General features: G+C 38.0%; 16 protein-coding genes. 14 read left to right on the forward strand and 2 right to left on the reverse strand.

The window, feature by feature from the left end; translation table 11 throughout:
* The first annotated feature begins 1 nt into the window (after position 1).
* From ACZ5L8_RS15870 to clpX, 6 genes are all read left to right on the forward strand, one after another.
* Positions 2-1,255 carry an OmpP1/FadL family transporter gene (locus tag ACZ5L8_RS15870; RefSeq protein ID WP_464440981.1) on the forward strand — a complete coding sequence of 418 codons (1,254 nt, stop codon included), beginning with the start codon at positions 2-4 and terminating at the stop codon, positions 1,253-1,255.
* 12 nt (positions 1,256-1,267) lie between these two features.
* Entirely contained in the window at positions 1,268-2,773 is a 1,506-nt protein-coding gene (locus ACZ5L8_RS15875) for a G-D-S-L family lipolytic protein (protein ID WP_464438624.1), read from the forward strand.
* A gap of 71 nt (positions 2,774-2,844) precedes the next feature.
* On the forward strand, positions 2,845-3,195 hold the full coding sequence (locus tag ACZ5L8_RS15880) for a phage holin family protein (protein ID WP_464438626.1): 351 nt from the start codon (positions 2,845-2,847) through the stop codon (positions 3,193-3,195).
* A gap of 162 nt (positions 3,196-3,357) precedes the next feature.
* On the forward strand, positions 3,358-4,680 hold the full coding sequence (gene tig / locus ACZ5L8_RS15885) for a trigger factor (RefSeq protein WP_464438627.1): 1,323 nt from the start codon (positions 3,358-3,360) through the stop codon (positions 4,678-4,680).
* A gap of 146 nt (positions 4,681-4,826) precedes the next feature.
* Entirely contained in the window at positions 4,827-5,507 is a 681-nt protein-coding gene (clpP, locus tag ACZ5L8_RS15890; RefSeq protein WP_462599677.1) for an ATP-dependent Clp endopeptidase proteolytic subunit ClpP, read from the forward strand.
* Between the two features lie 66 nt (positions 5,508-5,573).
* Positions 5,574-6,806, forward strand: coding sequence for an ATP-dependent Clp protease ATP-binding subunit ClpX (clpX, locus tag ACZ5L8_RS15895; protein ID WP_464438628.1), 1,233 nt, complete (start codon positions 5,574-5,576; stop codon positions 6,804-6,806).
* Positions 6,807-6,891: 85 nt separating this feature from the next.
* Here clpX and ACZ5L8_RS15900 read toward each other — a convergent pair whose 3' ends face one another.
* Entirely contained in the window at positions 6,892-7,809 is a 918-nt protein-coding gene (locus tag ACZ5L8_RS15900) for a TolB-like translocation protein (protein ID WP_464438629.1), read from the reverse strand.
* 125 nt (positions 7,810-7,934) lie between these two features.
* On the reverse strand, positions 7,935-9,449 hold the full coding sequence (locus ACZ5L8_RS15905) for a GH3 auxin-responsive promoter family protein (protein WP_464438631.1): 1,515 nt from the start codon (positions 9,447-9,449) through the stop codon (positions 7,935-7,937).
* Between the two features lie 121 nt (positions 9,450-9,570).
* On the opposite strand from ACZ5L8_RS15905, the gene ACZ5L8_RS15910 reads away from it, so the two are divergent.
* From ACZ5L8_RS15910 to ACZ5L8_RS15945, 8 genes are all read left to right on the forward strand, one after another.
* Positions 9,571-10,368: a DUF2797 domain-containing protein gene (locus tag ACZ5L8_RS15910; RefSeq protein ID WP_464438633.1), complete on the forward strand. Its 798-nt coding sequence runs from the start codon at positions 9,571-9,573 to the stop codon at positions 10,366-10,368.
* A gap of 222 nt (positions 10,369-10,590) precedes the next feature.
* Positions 10,591-10,950: a BlaI/MecI/CopY family transcriptional regulator gene (locus tag ACZ5L8_RS15915; protein WP_464438635.1), complete on the forward strand. Its 360-nt coding sequence runs from the start codon at positions 10,591-10,593 to the stop codon at positions 10,948-10,950.
* Position 10,951: 1 nt separating this feature from the next.
* Positions 10,952-12,469 carry a M56 family metallopeptidase gene (locus ACZ5L8_RS15920; protein ID WP_464438637.1) on the forward strand — a complete coding sequence of 506 codons (1,518 nt, stop codon included), beginning with the start codon at positions 10,952-10,954 and terminating at the stop codon, positions 12,467-12,469.
* 27 nt (positions 12,470-12,496) lie between these two features.
* A complete protein-coding gene (locus ACZ5L8_RS15925) occupies positions 12,497-13,954 on the forward strand; it encodes a M56 family metallopeptidase (RefSeq protein ID WP_464438639.1) in 1,458 nt (485 codons plus the stop codon).
* Between the two features lie 53 nt (positions 13,955-14,007).
* Complete coding sequence (locus ACZ5L8_RS15930) at positions 14,008-15,141, forward strand: redoxin family protein (protein WP_464438640.1); 1,134 nt, start codon at positions 14,008-14,010, stop codon at positions 15,139-15,141.
* 20 nt (positions 15,142-15,161) lie between these two features.
* Positions 15,162-16,394: a tetratricopeptide repeat protein gene (locus tag ACZ5L8_RS15935; protein ID WP_464438642.1), complete on the forward strand. Its 1,233-nt coding sequence runs from the start codon at positions 15,162-15,164 to the stop codon at positions 16,392-16,394.
* A 21-nt stretch (positions 16,395-16,415) separates the two neighbouring features.
* On the forward strand, positions 16,416-17,186 hold the full coding sequence (locus ACZ5L8_RS15940; protein ID WP_464438643.1) for a head GIN domain-containing protein: 771 nt from the start codon (positions 16,416-16,418) through the stop codon (positions 17,184-17,186).
* A 45-nt stretch (positions 17,187-17,231) separates the two neighbouring features.
* Positions 17,232-17,603 carry a hypothetical protein gene (locus ACZ5L8_RS15945; protein ID WP_464438645.1) on the forward strand — a complete coding sequence of 124 codons (372 nt, stop codon included), beginning with the start codon at positions 17,232-17,234 and terminating at the stop codon, positions 17,601-17,603.
* Positions 17,604-17,636: the final 33 nt, after the last annotated feature.

The raw sequence follows: 17,636 nt of genomic DNA on the forward strand, positions 1-17,636 counted from the left end.
GATGAAAAGATTCCTATTGGTCGCTTTGGTACTTGGTACCTTTGCGACAAGTTATGCAGGAGGGTATCGTGTGTCTTTGCAAGGGCAAAGAGCATTAGCCATGGGGCACTCTGGTGTAGCTTATGTAAACAATGCAGAACTTGCATTTTTCAACCCAGCGGGATTGGTTTATTTAGAAAATAAAATAAACATCTCTGCGGGTGCAAGTGCTGTTTTCTCTGATGTGGCTTGGCAAAATTCAGATTTTGGCCAGATGGCGAGTACCGAGGATAATGTGGGTACTCCTTTTTATTTATATGGTTCTTATGCGGTGAACGAGTGGTTTACTGCGGGTCTTGCAGTTTATACTCCTTATGGTAGTACAGTAGAATGGCCTACAGATTGGGCTGGTTCTCACCTCGTGAATAAAATTGAACTTCAGGCGATATTTGTACAGCCATTAGTTTCGTTTAAGATCAACGACATGTTTAGTGTGGGTGGTGGTCCTATATTCGTTACTGGTGCAGTAAACTTTAATCGTAATGCAAACCGTACACTTTCAGATCTAGAGGGTAATCGTTCTAATGTTACTGTTGACGATAGCGGTGTGACAAATTTTGGTTGGTCAGCATCGGCGATGGCGCGTTTAACAGATGATCTTACTTTAGGTGTAAACTACCGCTCAGAGATCATTCTTGAGTCTGAAGACGGTACAGCGACTTTCTCAAATTTCCCAAATTCTCCTTTGGCGCCAGCCAACGGAACGACAGGCTTCTCTGCATCTTTACCGATGCCGGCAGAACTTACTGTGGGTGCTTCGTATAGTTTAAAAGAAAACTGGACGTTCAACTTTGACTACGTAAGAACCTTCTGGGGTGTTTATGAAAATCTTGATATAGATTTTACTAATCCTGCGTATCCAGATTCTTTTAACCCAAGAAACTATAAGGATTCTTCTACATATAGATTTGGTGTAGAATATGTAGCAAACGATATGTTTACATTAAGAGGTGGATATTACTTTGATGAGTCTCCAGTTCAGGCTGGATATTTCGCTCCAGAAACACCTAGAAATGATAGCAATGGTTTTACTGCTGGTCTTTCTTTTAATGTAAATGAACACCTAAGTATAGATGCTTCTTTTCTTTATTTAAGATTTAAAGAGATTGATGCTTCTTACGATTATTATCAGGAAAATGGGCAGAATGTTCCGTTTGAAGGAACATATAAGAGTTCTTCTTTTATTCCTGGTATAGGTCTATCATATAGTTTGTAAAAAATAAATACTATGAAAACATATTTAAAATATTTAGCGTTTGCTTCTATTCTTGCTGTAGGATGTGATGCAGAACTAGAAAATCCTATTGACGAGGATGGCTTTTACACCAGTGGTGAGGCAGATTTCTCAAATTTTGTGTCAGTAGGTAATAGCTTAACAGCGGGTTATGCTGATGGAGCTTTATACATCACAGGGCAAGAGAATTCTTTACCTAATATCATGGCAGGTCAATTTAAGCTTGCTGGTGGTGGAGAGTTCAAACAACCACTTATGGCAGATAATCTAGGTGGTTTAAAATTAGGAGGGGAAGTTATTGCTGAAAACAGATTTGTGCTTACTGCACAAGATGCTGTGACACCTATAGGTCCTGCTCGTTTAGCTGGAGATCCACAAACAGATATTACAAATGTACTATCTGGCTCATTTAATAACTATGGTGTTCCTGGTGCAAAAAGTTTCCATTTAGGTGCTTCTGGTTATGGTAATGTGGCTAGAGTGCCAGATAATGCAAATCCATATTTTGTTCGCTTTGCGTCTTCTGCAGATGCTACTGTTTTAGGAGATGCTTTAGCGCAATCACCTACTTTCTTTAGTTTATGGATAGGTAATAATGATATTTTAAGTTATGCTACTTCTGGAGGAATCGGGGTTGATACGAATGATCAAGAAAACCTTAATTTAGATCCAAGTACCTATGGGCCTAATGATATTACAAACACTCAAGTTTTTGCATCTGTTTACAATGATCTTGTTGCTGCATTGTCAGGAAGTACAACAGGTGGAGTGGTGTTTAATATTCCAGATGTAACGTCAATCCCATATTTTACAACAGTGCCTTATAATGCGATACCATTAGATGAGGCAACAGCAGAGCAGGTTAATGCTGGTTACACACAGTATAATAATGGTCTTCTCTTTGCGGCTTCTTTAGGAGCTTTGGAGCAAGAAGAAGTGGAAAGGAGAACGATTAGTTTTCAAGAAGGTCAAAATGCTATTGTTATTGAAGACGAAGAATTAACTGATTTATCTGCTTTAGGGTTGCCAAGCATTCGTCAAGCAACGCCTGAGGATCTGATCTTATTGCCTGCATCATCCACTCTAGGAACACTTGCAAATCCAAATGATCCTACTACCGTAAGAGGTGTAGGAGTACCTCTGGGCGACGAATTGGTTCTTATTCCAGAAGAGCAGAAATCGATAACCGATGCTCAAGCTTCATACAACGCAGCTATCCAGAATATCGCTAGTGCAAACGGTCTTGCGTTTGTAGATGTGCAAGGAACTTTAAACCAACTTGCAAATGGCGGTATTACTTATGATGCGGGTACACTAACGTCTACTTTTGCAACTGGTGGAGCATTTTCTCTAGATGGTGTTCACCCTACGCCTCGTGGATATGCATACCTTGCAAATCTTGCGATAGATGCGATCAATACTACTTATGGTAGCACAGTGCCTAAGGTGAATATTGGTAACTACAATACAATTACTGTGAGCAACGACGTGCAGCAGTAGTCCTTTTTATAAAATACTTATTTATAAAAACCGCTATCACTGAGATAGCGGTTTTTTTGTAACTTCAAATCATGAATTTTTTACTTAAACTTCTCTTTACTGCGCTTGCAGTAATAATCTTGGCTTATGTGTTGCCAGGTGTTGCCGTAGCTTCCTTTGGAAGTGCGTTGATCACGGCATTTGTCTTGGCTTTTTTCAGGGCGATCGTAAAACCCATACTTGTGGTGATTACAATTCCTATCACCATTGTGACTTTGGGTCTATTTCTTCTTGTGATCAACGGGTGTATCATTCTTATGGTAGATTATTTTATCCCGGGATTTAATGTAGATGGCTTTGTGTGGGCGTTGATCTTTAGTCTTTTGTTGTCGTTTTTGCAGTCTGTACTTTTTGGACTTTTTGAAGACAAGAAGGCAAAGTGATCTCCTTATTTTTCAGGTAGAAGAGATCGTTTTTGAGTCGCTTTCGCAAAAGCGATAAACACATGATTTAAAGGTTCCTCAATGCCAGTGGCTTAAAACTTGCTGAGGTATGAAAAAAGCAGTACTTTTGCAGACCGAAATTTAAAGCAAAAATTTGCCCAAATGAACATTACAAGAGAAGACATCGATGATTTGAATGCTGTACTGAAGGTAGATATCGCGCAGGCGGACTACAAAGATAAGGTGCAGAAGGTGCTTGAAGACTACAGGAAATCTGCTAATATTCCTGGTTTTAGAAAAGGTCATGTGCCTATGAGCCTTGTTAAAAAGCAATATGGTAAGGCAGTACTTGTGGATGAGGTAAACAAACTTTTGCAAGAGAATTTGCAAAAATATCTTACCGAAGAAAAATTGGATGTATTGGGCAATCCACTGCCTAAGGATCAAGAAGAGCTTAACTGGGATGCTGATGATTACAGCTTTGAATTTGAGCTAGGGCTTGCGCCAAAATTTGATGTAGATCTTAAGCCTAAAAAGGCGATCACTGCTTACAAGATCACTGCAGATGATAAAATGATCGACAATCAGGTAAAAGCGATGCAAAAGCAATATGGCAAGATCTCTCCTGTAGAAGAAGTGAAAGAAGGTGTTGAGATCACTGCTTCTATCGTTAATGAAGAAGAAGAGATTAAACGCGATGTAACTTTTGAACTTAATAAGATCAAAGGAAAACGCAATACGGATAAATTTACTGGAGCTAAAGTAGGTGATGTACTTGAAGTAAAGAGCAAGAGCTTATTTGAAGAAGCTGGTTCTTACCAGGCTTACTTAGGTATTAGTGAAGATGACGCTGCAGAGAAAAATGTAGAGCTTACAGTAACTATTAAAGAAATTAACGAGCGCGAACTAGCAGATCTTGATCAAGAGCTTTTTGACAAGCTTTATGGTAAAGACAATGTGAAGTCTGCAACAGAGCTTAAGGATAAGATCAAAGAAGAGGCTGAAGCACAATTTGAGCAGCAGTCAGATCAGCAATTGCTTAACGCGATCACAGAGGCGTTGATAGAGAACACAGAATTTGATCTACCAGCAGACTTCTTGAAAAAATGGTTACAGCAATCTGGTGAGAAGGAACTTACCTTTGAAGAAGCTGTAGAGGAGTATGAGCGTTCAGAAAAAGGATTAAGATATCAACTTATAGAAGGCAAGATCATTACAGAGAATGAGCTTCAAGTTAAGTTTGAAGAGCTTAAAGATTATGCAAAAACAATGATCAAAGCTCAGATGGCACAATACGGCCAGACTAATCCTAGCGAAGAAGAATTAGATAACATCGCTGCGCGTATCTTGAGCAATCAAGAAGAAGTAAGAAGACTTAGCGAGCAGATGATGAATAGAAAACTGCTAGATTTCTTTAAAGAAAACGTGAAGTTAAAAACTAAAGAAGTAACCTTTGAAGAATTTGTGAAAGAGGTTTACAACTAGCATTTCTATATAAGAAATAGTATATTTAAGGCGTTTAATCGTAAGGTTAAACGCCTTTTTTAAACTAATGAGAAGGTGGGTTTGATAACACACCTTTTTTGTTGAATCTAATAATGATTTCGCTGCAGCGAAAACAATAAAAATCTATGGATTACGCTAAGGAATTTAAGAAATACGCAACAAGTGACCACGGTATAAACAGCATGTATTATGACAAGATCATGAGCAGCATGTATCCTGTGGGGCTTACGCCAAATATAATCGAGGAAAGACAAATGAATGCCGTTGCAATGGACGTGTTCTCACGCCTTATGATGGATAGAATTATCTTTTTAGGAACAGGTATCAACGATCAGGTAGCAAACATCGTGCAAGCACAATTGTTGTTTTTAGAAAGTACAGATGCTTCTAAAGACATCCAGATCTATATCAATTCTCCTGGTGGTAGTGTTTATGCAGGTCTTGGTATTTATGATACAATGCAGTTCATTAAACCAGATGTAGCTACAATTTGTACAGGTATGGCTGCAAGTATGGGAGCTGTATTACTTTGTGCCGGTGAAAAAGGAAAGCGTAGCGGATTAACGCATAGCCGTGTGATGATTCACCAGCCTCTAGGTGGTGCGCAAGGTCAAGCGAGCGATATTGAGATCACAGCACGCGAGATCCTTAAATTAAAAGAAGAGCTTTATGCGATTATCGCTAAGCATTCTGGTCAGGATTATGATAAGGTTTATGAAGATAGCGATCGTGATTACTGGATGAAAGCTGATGAAGCAAAAGCATACGGTATGATCGATGAAATCTTAACCAGAGACCGCGATTAATTAAAAAGGCATATTTTTGCAAAAATTGCTTGATGCCTTTTGCATCAATTTGATAATAAATATTTTATGGCTAAGGATGAATTAGAATGTTCCTTTTGTGGTAGGAAAAAGCCAGAAACCAATCTTTTGATTGCAGGACTTGATGCGCACATCTGTGATAGATGTATTGAGCAAGCGCACGGCATTGTTCTTGAAGAATCAAAAGATATTGATAATAGTGATCTTGCAAAAGATCTAATGCTTAAAAAACCCAAGGAGATCAAGGAGTTTCTTGATGAATATATCATTGGGCAAGATTATACCAAAAAGGTACTTTCGGTAGCGGTTTATAACCACTACAAAAGATTGCTGCAGCCTAGCGACGAGGAAGAAATAGAGATACAAAAGAGTAACATCGTGATGGTGGGTCAAACGGGTACAGGTAAAACCCTTATGGCAAAAACCATTGCAAAAATGCTCAATGTACCACTAGCTGTTGTTGATGCAACCGTACTTACTGAGGCTGGTTATGTGGGAGAAGATGTAGAGAGTATTCTTACGCGTTTATTGCAAGCGGCAGACTACAATCTAGAAAAAGCAGAGCGTGGTATTGTTTTTATTGACGAGATAGACAAGATCGCTCGTAAGAGTGATAATCCTTCTATCACAAGAGATGTGAGTGGAGAAGGTGTACAACAAGCATTACTTAAACTTCTAGAAGGAACTGTTGTAAATGTTCCGCCAAAGGGTGGCAGAAAACATCCAGACCAGAAGTTTATCGAGGTAAATACAGAGCACATTCTGTTTATCGCTGGTGGAGCTTTTGATGGTATAGAGCGTGTGATAAGCAAACGTCTTAACATGCAAGCCGTAGGTTTTAGCGCAAGCAAAAGTGAAGATGTAATAGAGAAGGATAATCTCTTAAAATATATCGTTCCTCGCGATCTTAAAGATTTTGGACTCATCCCAGAGATCATAGGTAGACTTCCTGTGTTGACGTATATGAATCCGCTAGATAAAGATACGCTGAGAGCAATTCTTACAGAACCTAAGAACGCCATCATTAAACAGTATAAAAAACTGTTTGAGATGGATGAGATCGAGTTTAACATCACAACAGATGCACTAGATTATATCGTAGAACAAGCGATAGAATATAAACTAGGAGCACGTGGATTAAGATCTTTGTGCGAAGCTATTCTTACCGATGCGATGTTTGATCTTCCTAGTAGTGGAGAAGGTGAACTTATCGTGAATAAAGAATATGCGCAAAGCAAACTAGAGAAATCTACACTAAGAAAGCTTAAAGCTGTTTCTTAAACAGTGTTTTTAAAATAAAAAGTAAAGCCGCAATACAAATCTGTAATGCGGCTTTCTTGTTTAAGTTGGGTAAGGTTTTTTCAGATCATTGATCTAACCTGCCATAAAAATAGTAAATATCCAGGTTGGTTGTTAGCGAATTGCGATCAGAACTTAAATAGCCGCTCTGTTCGCTTACGGGTATAAAAGACAGTTCGTTACGTTTGCTGTTGATCACGCTTCCCATATTTTTTGCAGGAAGATATTTGCTTTCAACAATTTGGGTTTGGTAAATATCAAAACCGCCTAGACCACCAGCGCGATCTGATGAAAAGAAAATAGTTTCTCCACTTCTACTTAGCGATGGTGATTTTTCATCTTTTGATGAATTAATTGTAGAGCCAAGATTTATGGGCTTCCCCAGTTTACCTTCTTCTAATAACTTTGCCTGATAAATATCAAAACCTCCATAACCGCCCGGCATATCGCTAGAGAAATATAGGAATTCGTCATTGGGATCTACCACAGGATTTTCAATAGAAAAACCGGCGGGAATAATATCTAATAGTTCTTCATTAACCCAAGCGCCGCTGTGAAAATGGCTTTTTCTTGCAGTGATCAAGTGTTGCTTGCCGTTTTGCACTTTCGTGAAAAAGGTTCGCATACCATCACTTGTAAATGTCACCGCGCCTATACTTTCATTACCTATAAAGATACCCGGTAAAAGAGACGGCCTGCCTACTTTATTTTCGTTCACCAGCGGATAACTCAATAACTTAAAAGTAGGTTTATTAAGTATCGCAGTCATCTTACCTGTATTGTTCTTGATCTTTCGGTTTGTGACGATGATGAGTTGATCGTTGATCACACACGTTGCATATTCCATTGCTGGTGTGTTTACCGGCATTTCTATTAGGGCAGAGTCGTTTTCACGAAAGTGATAAGAGGATGGAAAATTAGACGTCTCTGACACTAATGGTATTAAAAGAAAAAACGCCGTTGCCAGCGTTAAAACTATCTTCATGGAGGATGAAGTTAAGGGGTGTTTTGAGTTATGATTTGTGTAGCCAATATAATAGGATGATCCTGCTCAACAAAAACTTTTTGACGAACTGTAAATTTTTTCGATAAAAGGCAAGGCTTTGATTTTTACTGTTGAATTGCGAGAAGTTCTTCGACGTATTCTCTTGTGTTGCTCAATCTTGGTACCTTGTGCTGACCGCCCAGTTTGTTTTTGGCTTTAAGCCAATCATAAAAAAGTCGCTCTCTTGCGAAATGAATTTTTGGTGCATTAAGCGTCGTGTTATTAAAACGCTTTGCTTCATAATCGCTGTTCACTTCTTGAAGGGCTTTGTCTAGAATCGTATTGAAAGCATTTGCATCTGCGGGATGCTTTTTAAATTCTATGATCCACTCGTGTGCTCCTTTTTCTTTGCCTTCCATAAAGATGGGAGCAGCTGTGTAGTCTACGATTTCGCTATTAGTCGCTGCGGCAGCTTTTTTAAGAGCGGCTTCAGCATTCTCTATAATGAGTTCTTCGCCAAAGACATTTATATGGTGCTTAGTTCTACCGCTTACCTTGATGCGATAAGGAGAAAGCGAGGTGAACCTCACAGTGTCGCCAATGCGATAACGCCACAAACCAGCATTTGTAGTTATGACCATCGCGTAATTCTTGCCAAGTTCTACAGCGTGCAGCGGTAATACAATTTGATCATTTGTGCCATAAGTGTCCATCGGGATAAACTCATAGAAAATACCATAATCAAGCATTAAAAGGAGTTCGTTGCTGTCGTTTTGATCTTGTATTGCAAAAAATCCTTCAGAAGCGTTGTAGATCTCGTAGTAATTGAATCCTGTTCTGGGAAGCAAATTCTTATACTGATCGCGATATGGATCAAAACTCACTCCACCATGAAAGTACACTTCTAGATTAGGCCAAATCTCAAAAAGATCTTTTTTGCCTGTGGTGTCAAGCAATGTATTGAGTAAAACCAGCATCCATGAAGGAACACCAGCTAGGCTGGTTACATTTTCATTTGCAGTAGCATCTACGATAGCTTGCATTTTAATTTCCCAGTCGCTCATTAAAGAGATCTCGTTGCCAGGTGTGCTGCTAAACTCTGCCCAAAAAGGCATATTATCGATCAAGATCGCACTAAGATCTCCAAAGGAAGTGCCTTTATCCTGATATAATTTTTTACTTCCACCTAAGCGCAAACTCTTACCCGTAAAAAGTTGAGATTCTGGATTGTTGTTTAAATATACACACAGAAGGTCTTTGCTACTAGCATAATGACATTCTTCTAGAGATTCTGGACTTACAGGGATGTATTTGCTTTTTGAACTGGTGGTGCCGCTACTTTGAGCAAACCATTTAATTGGTGTAGGCCAAGAGATATTATTAATGCCTTGCCTACTGCGTTCAATATTCTCTTTTACACTTTCGTAGTTAGAAATGGGAACTTGCCTTGCAAATTGCTGGTAGTCCTTAATTTCTTTAAAGTGATGTTTTTTGCCTATTTCAGTTCCTTTAGCTTTATAAAGAAGTTTCATTAAAAGCTCATGCTGAACGTCATGAGGATATTTAATGAAAAGTTCCATCTGATGAATACGTTTCTTAAGAAACCATGACGCGATCGAATTTACTAAAGGAATGGGCATTATAAATTGGTTATCTAGGTCTTTTTAGATTGATCGTAATTGTATTTTTGTAAAAATGCACAACGATTTGAGGTCTAAAATAAGCCTTTTGTATCTAATTGCTGTGCAATAAAAGATCATTATGCAATATCAAGGTGTACTTACAAAAATGGCAACAGAATTTCAGGATCCTGTGCAATATTATCTTGTTTCAGATCAGGATTTTATTCACATGAATCAGTTGCTTGAAAAAAATATAAAGATAGAGTTCTTAAAATATCAATGCTTAGCCTGCGGCTTAGATAAAAAGATCTATCGTCAAGGCTATTGTTATGATGATTTTTATAAGCTGCCACAAGTAGGCGATTGGATCATGAATCCAGAACTTAGCAAAGCGCATCTGGGAGAAGAAGATCGTGATCTAGAATATGAAAAAAAAGTACAACTACAACCGCATATTGTTTACCTAGCAAACAGTAGTAATGTAAAAGTGGGAGTAACCCGCAAAACCCAAGTGCCCACACGCTGGATAGATCAAGGAGCGCATGAAGCTATAGAGATAGTAGAAGTGCCTAACCGTTACCTCGCCGGCATTACAGAAGTTGCGCTTAAAGATCATATAAGCGATAAGACAAACTGGCGCAAAATGCTTAAAAACGATATTGAAGACGTTGATCTTGCAGAGCAGCGAGACGCATTAAAGCAATTTATACCAGAAGAAGCGCAGCAATATTTTATTGAGAACAACAAAGAAACACACATTGACTTCCCTGTAAATCAATATCCTGATAAGCCAAAAACTTTGAACCTTGGCAAAACACCAGACTACGAAGGTGTCTTAAAAGGCATCAAGGGACAATACCTGATTTTTGAAGATAACACCGTTTTTAATGTGCGCGCACATGAAGGTTTTGTAGTAGGAATCACAGTAAAAGGGTAGAAAATGCTCTTTTTTCCTTTGGCTTAAAGCCAAAAAACTTCATAAAACCCATAGAAAAAGCCTCTTACATAGAGGCTTTTTTAAATTTTAACGTTTTAGTTAAATCCGCCAGTGGTGGGCGCTGCGGAGCTTAATTCATTGAAATATCATGTTTTGTAAAACTAATATTTTAGTTTAAACTAATTATTTAGTTATATTTGAAATGTCATTAATCATAAAAAGATGAAACAACTCACAAAAGCCGAAGAAGAAGTAATGCAGATCTTATGGGATCTGGGCGAAGCAAACGTCGCTTCTATTATTGATCAAATGCCAGAACCTAAACCGGCGTACAACACGATCTCTACAATTGTACGTATTCTAGAAACTAAAGATTTTGTGAATTATCGCAAAGAGGGAAGAGGGCATGTGTATTTCGCTAAAGTTGACAAAGATTCTTACAGCAGCGCAAGTATGAATAAGATGGTGAACGATTACTTCAATGGCAGTTTTAAAAGTATGGTATCCTTCTTCGTGAAGAAGAAAGATATGAGTGTAACTGAGCTAGAGTCGATTTTAAAAGAGATCAATAAAGACAAATAATATGTTGTTATATATCTTTCAAGTCATATTGTTTCAGGGGATTTTTCTCGCGGCATACCGCATCTGGTTACATAAAGAAACGCACTTTAATTTCAACCGAGTATACCTGCTTGTCACTCCAGTTCTAGCGATGTTATTGCCATTTTTTAACGTTGACCTTTTTGTTGAGGCAAGTGTACCAGTAACGCGATATATACAAGAATTACCAGCGATAATTTTAGGAGAGTCCGAGCCACAAACGCAAGTAGTACATTTAACTGCGGTTACTATACAAGCGAGACAAGATCTTTTTGACCCGGCGTTGCTTGTGCCATTACTGTACGCTTTAGGTGTGTTGTTTAGCATTATGTTTTTTACAGTGAAGTATACCTCTGTTATGCGTTTTTTTCGCTTTAAGCGAAAAGAGGACAAACGTATAATTCATATACCAAACAGTACCGTAGCATTTACCTTTTTCAATACCATATTTATGGGCGAGAAAATTGATGCGCTTTCGCGAAAACAGATCTTAGAACATGAACAAGTGCATGTGAATCAAAAGCACGGTGTCGATCTATTATTTTTTGAGATCCTAAGAATTGTGATGTGGTTTAATCCGATGATCTTGTTGTATCAAAAAACCATAGCAGAAGTACATGAATTCATCGCTGATAGAAAGGCAGCAAAAGAAGAAAAATCAGACTACCTCAATCAATTGGTCAACGCGGCATTTGGCACAAAACAGGTGTCTTTTATAAACACATTTTTTAATCAATCACTAACTAAAAAACGAATAGTTATGTTACAATCAAAATCACGCCAAGCCTCTTGGATAAAATATCTCTTAATTCTTCCATTGGTGGGGGTAATGCTATTCATCGCTTCTTGTACACAAGATGATAAGGTGTCGCAAAACACCCAGAATCAATCTCTTGAAGAGCAAATTGCTGATTTGCAGGCAGCCATAGAAGCAAAGGAGACCCTAACGGAAAACGAAACTAAAGGTTTGATGAAACTAGTGGTAGATGGTTACACTAAAGGAAACAACCTTGAAAAACCATGGGAGCAAACAGATAATGATAATCATGTTGTGGATGACGAACCGCTCACAGAAGTGACAGTTGTGGGGCATGCTAAAGGAAAAGGCACAACAACTGCGGATGCGAGTCAAGATAGTCTGGAGGATATTCCTTTTGCGATAATGGATAGGACGCCTGTTTATCCTGGTTGCGAAAATCTAGAAGAAGATGAGGCGAGAAAGTGCTTTAAGGATAATATAACGCTCTTTGTTAATAGAAATTTTGATACTAATGCGGTGAGGGATTATAGCGTTATGGGAGTAAATAGAATTTACACACGATTTAAGATTAATCATAGCGGAGACATAGTTGATATCCAAGTGAGGGCTAATAATGAAAAACTTAAAAAGTATACGGCTGAGGTGCTTGGTTCATTGCCTCAAGTAAGACCGGGACTGTTTAAAGGTCATAAAGTAAATACGTTGTACAGTCTCCCGATTATCTACGAAAAATTCGACTAGATAAACTGTAATTTAAACTAAAAGAATATGGCACTTTATATCGCTCAGGTAATTTTATTTCAGGCATTGTTTTTAATGGTGTACCGCCTCTGGTTACATAAAGAAACGCACTTTAATTTCAACCGAGTATACCTGCTTGTCACTCCAGTTCTAGCGATGTTATTGCCATTTTTTAACGTTGACCTTTTTGTTGAGGCGAGTGCACCAGTTACGAGATATATACAAGAATTACCAGCGATAATTTTAGGAGAAACTGAGCCGCAAACGCAAGTGGTACATTTGACTGCGGTTACTATACAAGCGAGACAAGATCTTTTTGACCCAGCGTTGCTTGTGCCGTTGCTGTATGCTTTAGGTGTGCTGTTTAGTATTATGTTTTTTACAGTGAAGTATACCTCAGTGCTACGTTTTTTTCGCTTTAAGCGAAAAGAGGATAAACGTATAATTCATATACCGAACAGTACTGCGGCATTTACCTTTTTCAACACCATTTTTATGGGCGAGAAGATCGATGCGCTTGCCCGAAAACAGATATTAGAACATGAACAAGTGCATGTGAACCAGAAGCACGGTGTAGATCTATTATTTTTTGAGATCCTAAGGATTGTGATGTGGTTTAACCCGATGATCTTTTTGTATCAAAAAACCATTGCAGAAGTACATGAATTCATCGCTGATAGAAAGGCAGCAAAAGAAGAAAAATCAGACTACCTCAATCAATTGCTCAATGCGGCATTTGGCACAAAACAGGTGTCTTTTATAAACACATTTTTTAATCATTCATTAACCAAAAAACGAATAATTATGTTACGAAGTAATTCTAAAACAATTTCAAAATTGAAGTATTTAATGGTACTTCCCTTACTAGGCGTGATGCTTTTTGTAGCGGCATGTACACAGGACGACAAACTGAACGATGCTGCTAGTAAAACGCTAGATGAACAAATTGCTGATCTAAGAGTACAACTCGATAACTCCGAAAATATCTCGTTAGACCAAGCTCAACAAATTCAGGAAATCCTACGCTTGGCCAAAACGAAGCAACCTGAAGTAATTGAAGTAGTCGAAGAAGTACGATTAGAGCAGAGCATGACAGATGGTATCGCTCTTAATGAAGCAGTAATAAATGATGTGCCATATGCGGTAGTTGAACAAGTTCCTGTATTTCCTGGATGCGAGAATCTGGATAACGCAGTAGCAAAAGAGTGTATGAGTTCAAAAATATCGCGAATGGTAAGCAAAGAGTTTAATACAGGTCTTGGTAAGGAGTTAGGATTAAAGGGTGTAATCCGTGTTTATACGCGCTTTCAGATCGATGCAAATGGTGATGTTACCGATATAGGTTCACGCGGTCCGCACCCAGCTATAGAAGAGGAGGCTGAACGAGTGATCAAATTGCTTCCAAAAATGCAGCCAGGAAAGCAAAGAGGAGAAAATGTAAATGTGTTATATAGCCTTCCTATCGTATTTCAAGGTGCTGAATAGTGAACGATACCATTGTGTAGATACCATTTTTTAAACTCAAGAAGATTTCAAATATGAACCATCAGATAAGTGCTTTAATAGTTTTTTGTTTCCTCATTTTAGTATCATGTAGCAAACCTCAATTAGAAAAAGGAGAATTTGTTATTAGCGGTAAAGTAGAAGGTGCTAAAACTGAATACTTACTATTAAGTTACTTAGATACTACAGATACTTATGTAACAGATACTATACCTGTAGTAGATGGTTCATATTCAAAACAAGGGTTTATCAATACACCTTTACGTGCAGTTATATCAAGTAATCTTCATGATGGAAGAATGGAGGATCCTAATCTAAAATTATTTTTCCTAGAGCCTGGAAGAATTGAAATGGATCTTAAAGAAGGGCATTTTCAAGAGGCGGAGGTTGATGGTTCAGTAAGTCATAATGAGTATGAGAGTTTTATGACTTCTATGAATATCTTCAGGAAGAAATTAGAATCTCTAACTGTTAACGATAAAGTGCAGCGTGAGAATATTCTAGATGAAATGAAAACCACAGTTATTGATTATACTTCTAAAAATCCAGACTCTTACGTAAGTGGATATTGGTTGGATTTTTATAAAAGTCAGATTGATAATACGTCTTTAAAAAAATTATACGATCACCTATCACCAGAGGTACAACAGTCTTATTATGGTAAGAATATTGTGTCTGAAATTGAACGATACATAGTTAATACAGGTGACGTAGCTCCAGTTTTTAAAGCAGAGAGTCTTGATGGAGAAATTTTCAGTCTGGATCAATTAAAGGGTAAAACAGTACTGCTAGATTTTAGTGCAGGCTGGTGTGTGCCATGTAAAAAAAATCATCCCGAGATTAAAAGGCTTTACAAGAAATATCATGATAATGGTTTAGAGATCGTAGGTGTTTCTTTTGATAAAGACAAAGACGCCTGGAAAGAAAATGTAAAGCAAGAGAATCTTCCTTGGTATCATGTCTATGATGGTTTACACAGTTTTACAAGAGCAGGTTCTATTGCAAAACAATATACAGTGCAACCCATTCCTGCATACATTCTTATCGATAAAGACGGTATTGTGATCGATAGATTTGTAGGTGCAGATTCTTCTAAATCATTTGATAAACAAGAAAATGATCTTCTAGAATTAGAGCAAAAGTTAAATAGAATGCTAGCGATGAATTGAAAAACTACGACAACCAAATTATGAATAAATATCTTTATTTTAAATTTTGTATACTAGCCTTAGTTGTAGTTAAAGCCGGAGCTCAAACTCCGGCTTTGAGCGTTGCAGACAGTTTGTATGCTGTGGGCAATTATAGTGAGGCGATCAAGCAATTAGAGCAAATTGAAGATAAGTCAGAGAAAGAATATCTTTTGTTAGCTCGTAGCCATTCGGCGAAAGGTACGCTGGATGATGCGCTTCAAAATTATGCGCTTGCCGCTACCGGCACAGACCAGTCAGTCGCGATGACAGAATATGGTAAACTGCTTTTTGCAAAAAATAGATTTCCTGAGGCCGACAGTATTTTTACAGATCTGATTTTGGCGTATGCCAAAAACCCAAACTTCTACTACCAGCGCGGCCGCGTAAGAGAAAGACTAAGATTTTATGACAAAGACACCATTGATGCTAAGCAACTAGGAGAAGAAACCGAAGCCTATCTCGATGACCTTAGAACCACAGTATCTCTGGATAGCACGCATCAAAAAGCGCTCGCAGCATTAGCATCCTATCACCTTAAGCGCAAAGACTATAATGAGGTTGAGCAACTTTGTAAAACTGCTCTAGCCAGTTATGATGAGAATGTCGAGATCATTAACCTGCTTGCTCAAAATTACTATCATAAAGGTTGGGATGCAGAAGCGCAACAATGGTTTGAAAAACTAATTGAACTAGGAACCGAAAGTCAGTTTATCTATGAGAAACTAGGCATATCTTATTACAGAGATCACTTTTATGAGAAGGCTATTGAGGCTTATGCAAAGGCACTAGAATATTCGCCAGAGGATTATTATATCCATGGTATTATGGCAAAACTATACAACTTCACAGAAGACTTTGAAAAAGCAGAATTTCATGGTCAACAAGCGTTACTTTTTAAAGATTTGCCACTGGATGAAGATTATTATACCCTTGCAAACACCTATCGCATTCATAAAAAATGGCTACGCGCTATGGAGAATATGAATAATGCGCTTAAAGAAAATCCTGATCTAGAAGCTGCTGTTTATGGCAAGGCCGTGATCGCTGATAACTATTATGAAAACAAAGAAGCCGTGCTCAAGCTTTATGAAAATTATGTAGCGCGTTTTGATAAACCGTATGGCATGCCTAGACTTGCTAAAGAGCGCATCTCTCAATTAAAGAGTGAGATCTTTATGAGCGATGAGAAAAAAGAGGAAACCACCATAGATACAGTCAAGACTGGTAATTAATTTACCTTACCTTTACGGGTAATGAGTTTCAAAAAAATTGCGTTCGTATTTTTTGTTTTCGCTTGCGCGAAAATGACGCTGTCATGTAACAGCGAAGAAGGTCTTAACTGTTTTCAAGCGGCAGGTGATCCTATTGAAAAGGAATTTGACCTCGACCCATTTACTTCTATCGTGGTTGAGGAGCGTGTTCAACTTATCCTTAAACATGGCCCAGAGCAAAGGGTTGTAATCGGCACAGGAGAAAATCTGCTTAATGATATCGAGATCAGTGTTAAAGATGGTGAACTCACTGTTTTTAATGACAATGGCTGCAACTTAGTGCGTGATTATAACATCACTCAACTCTATGTTACTTCGCCAAATATCACCCAAATTAGAAATGCTTCGGGCTACGAGATACAAAGTGATGGCATCTTAAGTTATCCCACACTTTCTCTAATTTCTGAAGATGTTGAGTTAGAAGATGAGTTTCATAAGGATGGTGATTTTCGGCTTGAGCTAGATGTTGATGAACTCAATATCACCGGTAATGGGCTTAGTAATTATTTCCTATCGGGAAATGTAAACACCTTGAATCTTGAGATTCTGGAAGGTGATGCCCGCTTTGAAGGTCGCGAACTTATCATCCAAGATTTGAATCTCTATCAGCGCGGTACAAACAAAGTGATCGTGAACCCACAACAATCCATCCGCGGGCAGATCTTAAGTACCGGCGATGTGATCTCAGTAAACCGCCCGCCCGTTGTTGAGGTTGAAGAATTATATAAGGGTAGACTGATTTTTGAAGATTAACACGCAACCTTTTAAGGATTTATGTATCTTGTAATAAACAGACTTATGAGATCAATCAACCTTTTATTTTTAGTATTTACATTTTCATTTTTAATTTCTTGCAGTTCTGATGACGACGGTGGTGCAAATGATCTTTATTTTAGAGCAACTTATCATCATGAAATTTCAGGCTGTACATTAGAACTCTACGGACAAGAATTTCCATGCGGTGAAAGTCTATCTTTTCAAGAGGATGGTACGGTTGGATATACCGAAGATGGTGATGATGTTATGTATCAATCAGAGTATACAGCAAGTTCTAGCAATGTTGAGGTGAAGAAGAATGAGCAAATAGAGAATGAGTTTTCATTTACAATAATTGATGAAAACACTTTAAAAAATAAGCAAGACGGTGAAATCTGGATTAAACAAAATTGATTCATCACTTCTCTTTCTATAAGCTCTATCTTT

The sequence above is a fragment of the Leeuwenhoekiella obamensis genome (assembly GCF_055391795.1).

Coding starts and splice junctions, on each gene's coding strand:
- ACZ5L8_RS15870 (WP_464440981.1), top strand. CDS start 2: ATGAAAAGATTCCTATTGGTCGCTTTGGTACTTGGTACCTTTGCGACA.
- ACZ5L8_RS15875 (WP_464438624.1), top strand. CDS start 1,268: ATGAAAACATATTTAAAATATTTAGCGTTTGCTTCTATTCTTGCTGTA.
- ACZ5L8_RS15880 (WP_464438626.1), top strand. CDS start 2,845: ATGAATTTTTTACTTAAACTTCTCTTTACTGCGCTTGCAGTAATAATC.
- tig (WP_464438627.1), top strand. CDS start 3,358: ATGAACATTACAAGAGAAGACATCGATGATTTGAATGCTGTACTGAAG.
- clpP (WP_462599677.1), top strand. CDS start 4,827: ATGGATTACGCTAAGGAATTTAAGAAATACGCAACAAGTGACCACGGT.
- clpX (WP_464438628.1), top strand. CDS start 5,574: ATGGCTAAGGATGAATTAGAATGTTCCTTTTGTGGTAGGAAAAAGCCA.
- ACZ5L8_RS15900 (WP_464438629.1), bottom strand. CDS start 7,809: ATGAAGATAGTTTTAACGCTGGCAACGGCGTTTTTTCTTTTAATACCA.
- ACZ5L8_RS15905 (WP_464438631.1), bottom strand. CDS start 9,449: ATGCCCATTCCTTTAGTAAATTCGATCGCGTCATGGTTTCTTAAGAAA.
- ACZ5L8_RS15910 (WP_464438633.1), top strand. CDS start 9,571: ATGCAATATCAAGGTGTACTTACAAAAATGGCAACAGAATTTCAGGAT.
- ACZ5L8_RS15915 (WP_464438635.1), top strand. CDS start 10,591: ATGAAACAACTCACAAAAGCCGAAGAAGAAGTAATGCAGATCTTATGG.
- ACZ5L8_RS15920 (WP_464438637.1), top strand. CDS start 10,952: ATGTTGTTATATATCTTTCAAGTCATATTGTTTCAGGGGATTTTTCTC.
- ACZ5L8_RS15925 (WP_464438639.1), top strand. CDS start 12,497: ATGGCACTTTATATCGCTCAGGTAATTTTATTTCAGGCATTGTTTTTA.
- ACZ5L8_RS15930 (WP_464438640.1), top strand. CDS start 14,008: ATGAACCATCAGATAAGTGCTTTAATAGTTTTTTGTTTCCTCATTTTA.
- ACZ5L8_RS15935 (WP_464438642.1), top strand. CDS start 15,162: ATGAATAAATATCTTTATTTTAAATTTTGTATACTAGCCTTAGTTGTA.
- ACZ5L8_RS15940 (WP_464438643.1), top strand. CDS start 16,416: ATGAGTTTCAAAAAAATTGCGTTCGTATTTTTTGTTTTCGCTTGCGCG.
- ACZ5L8_RS15945 (WP_464438645.1), top strand. CDS start 17,232: ATGAGATCAATCAACCTTTTATTTTTAGTATTTACATTTTCATTTTTA.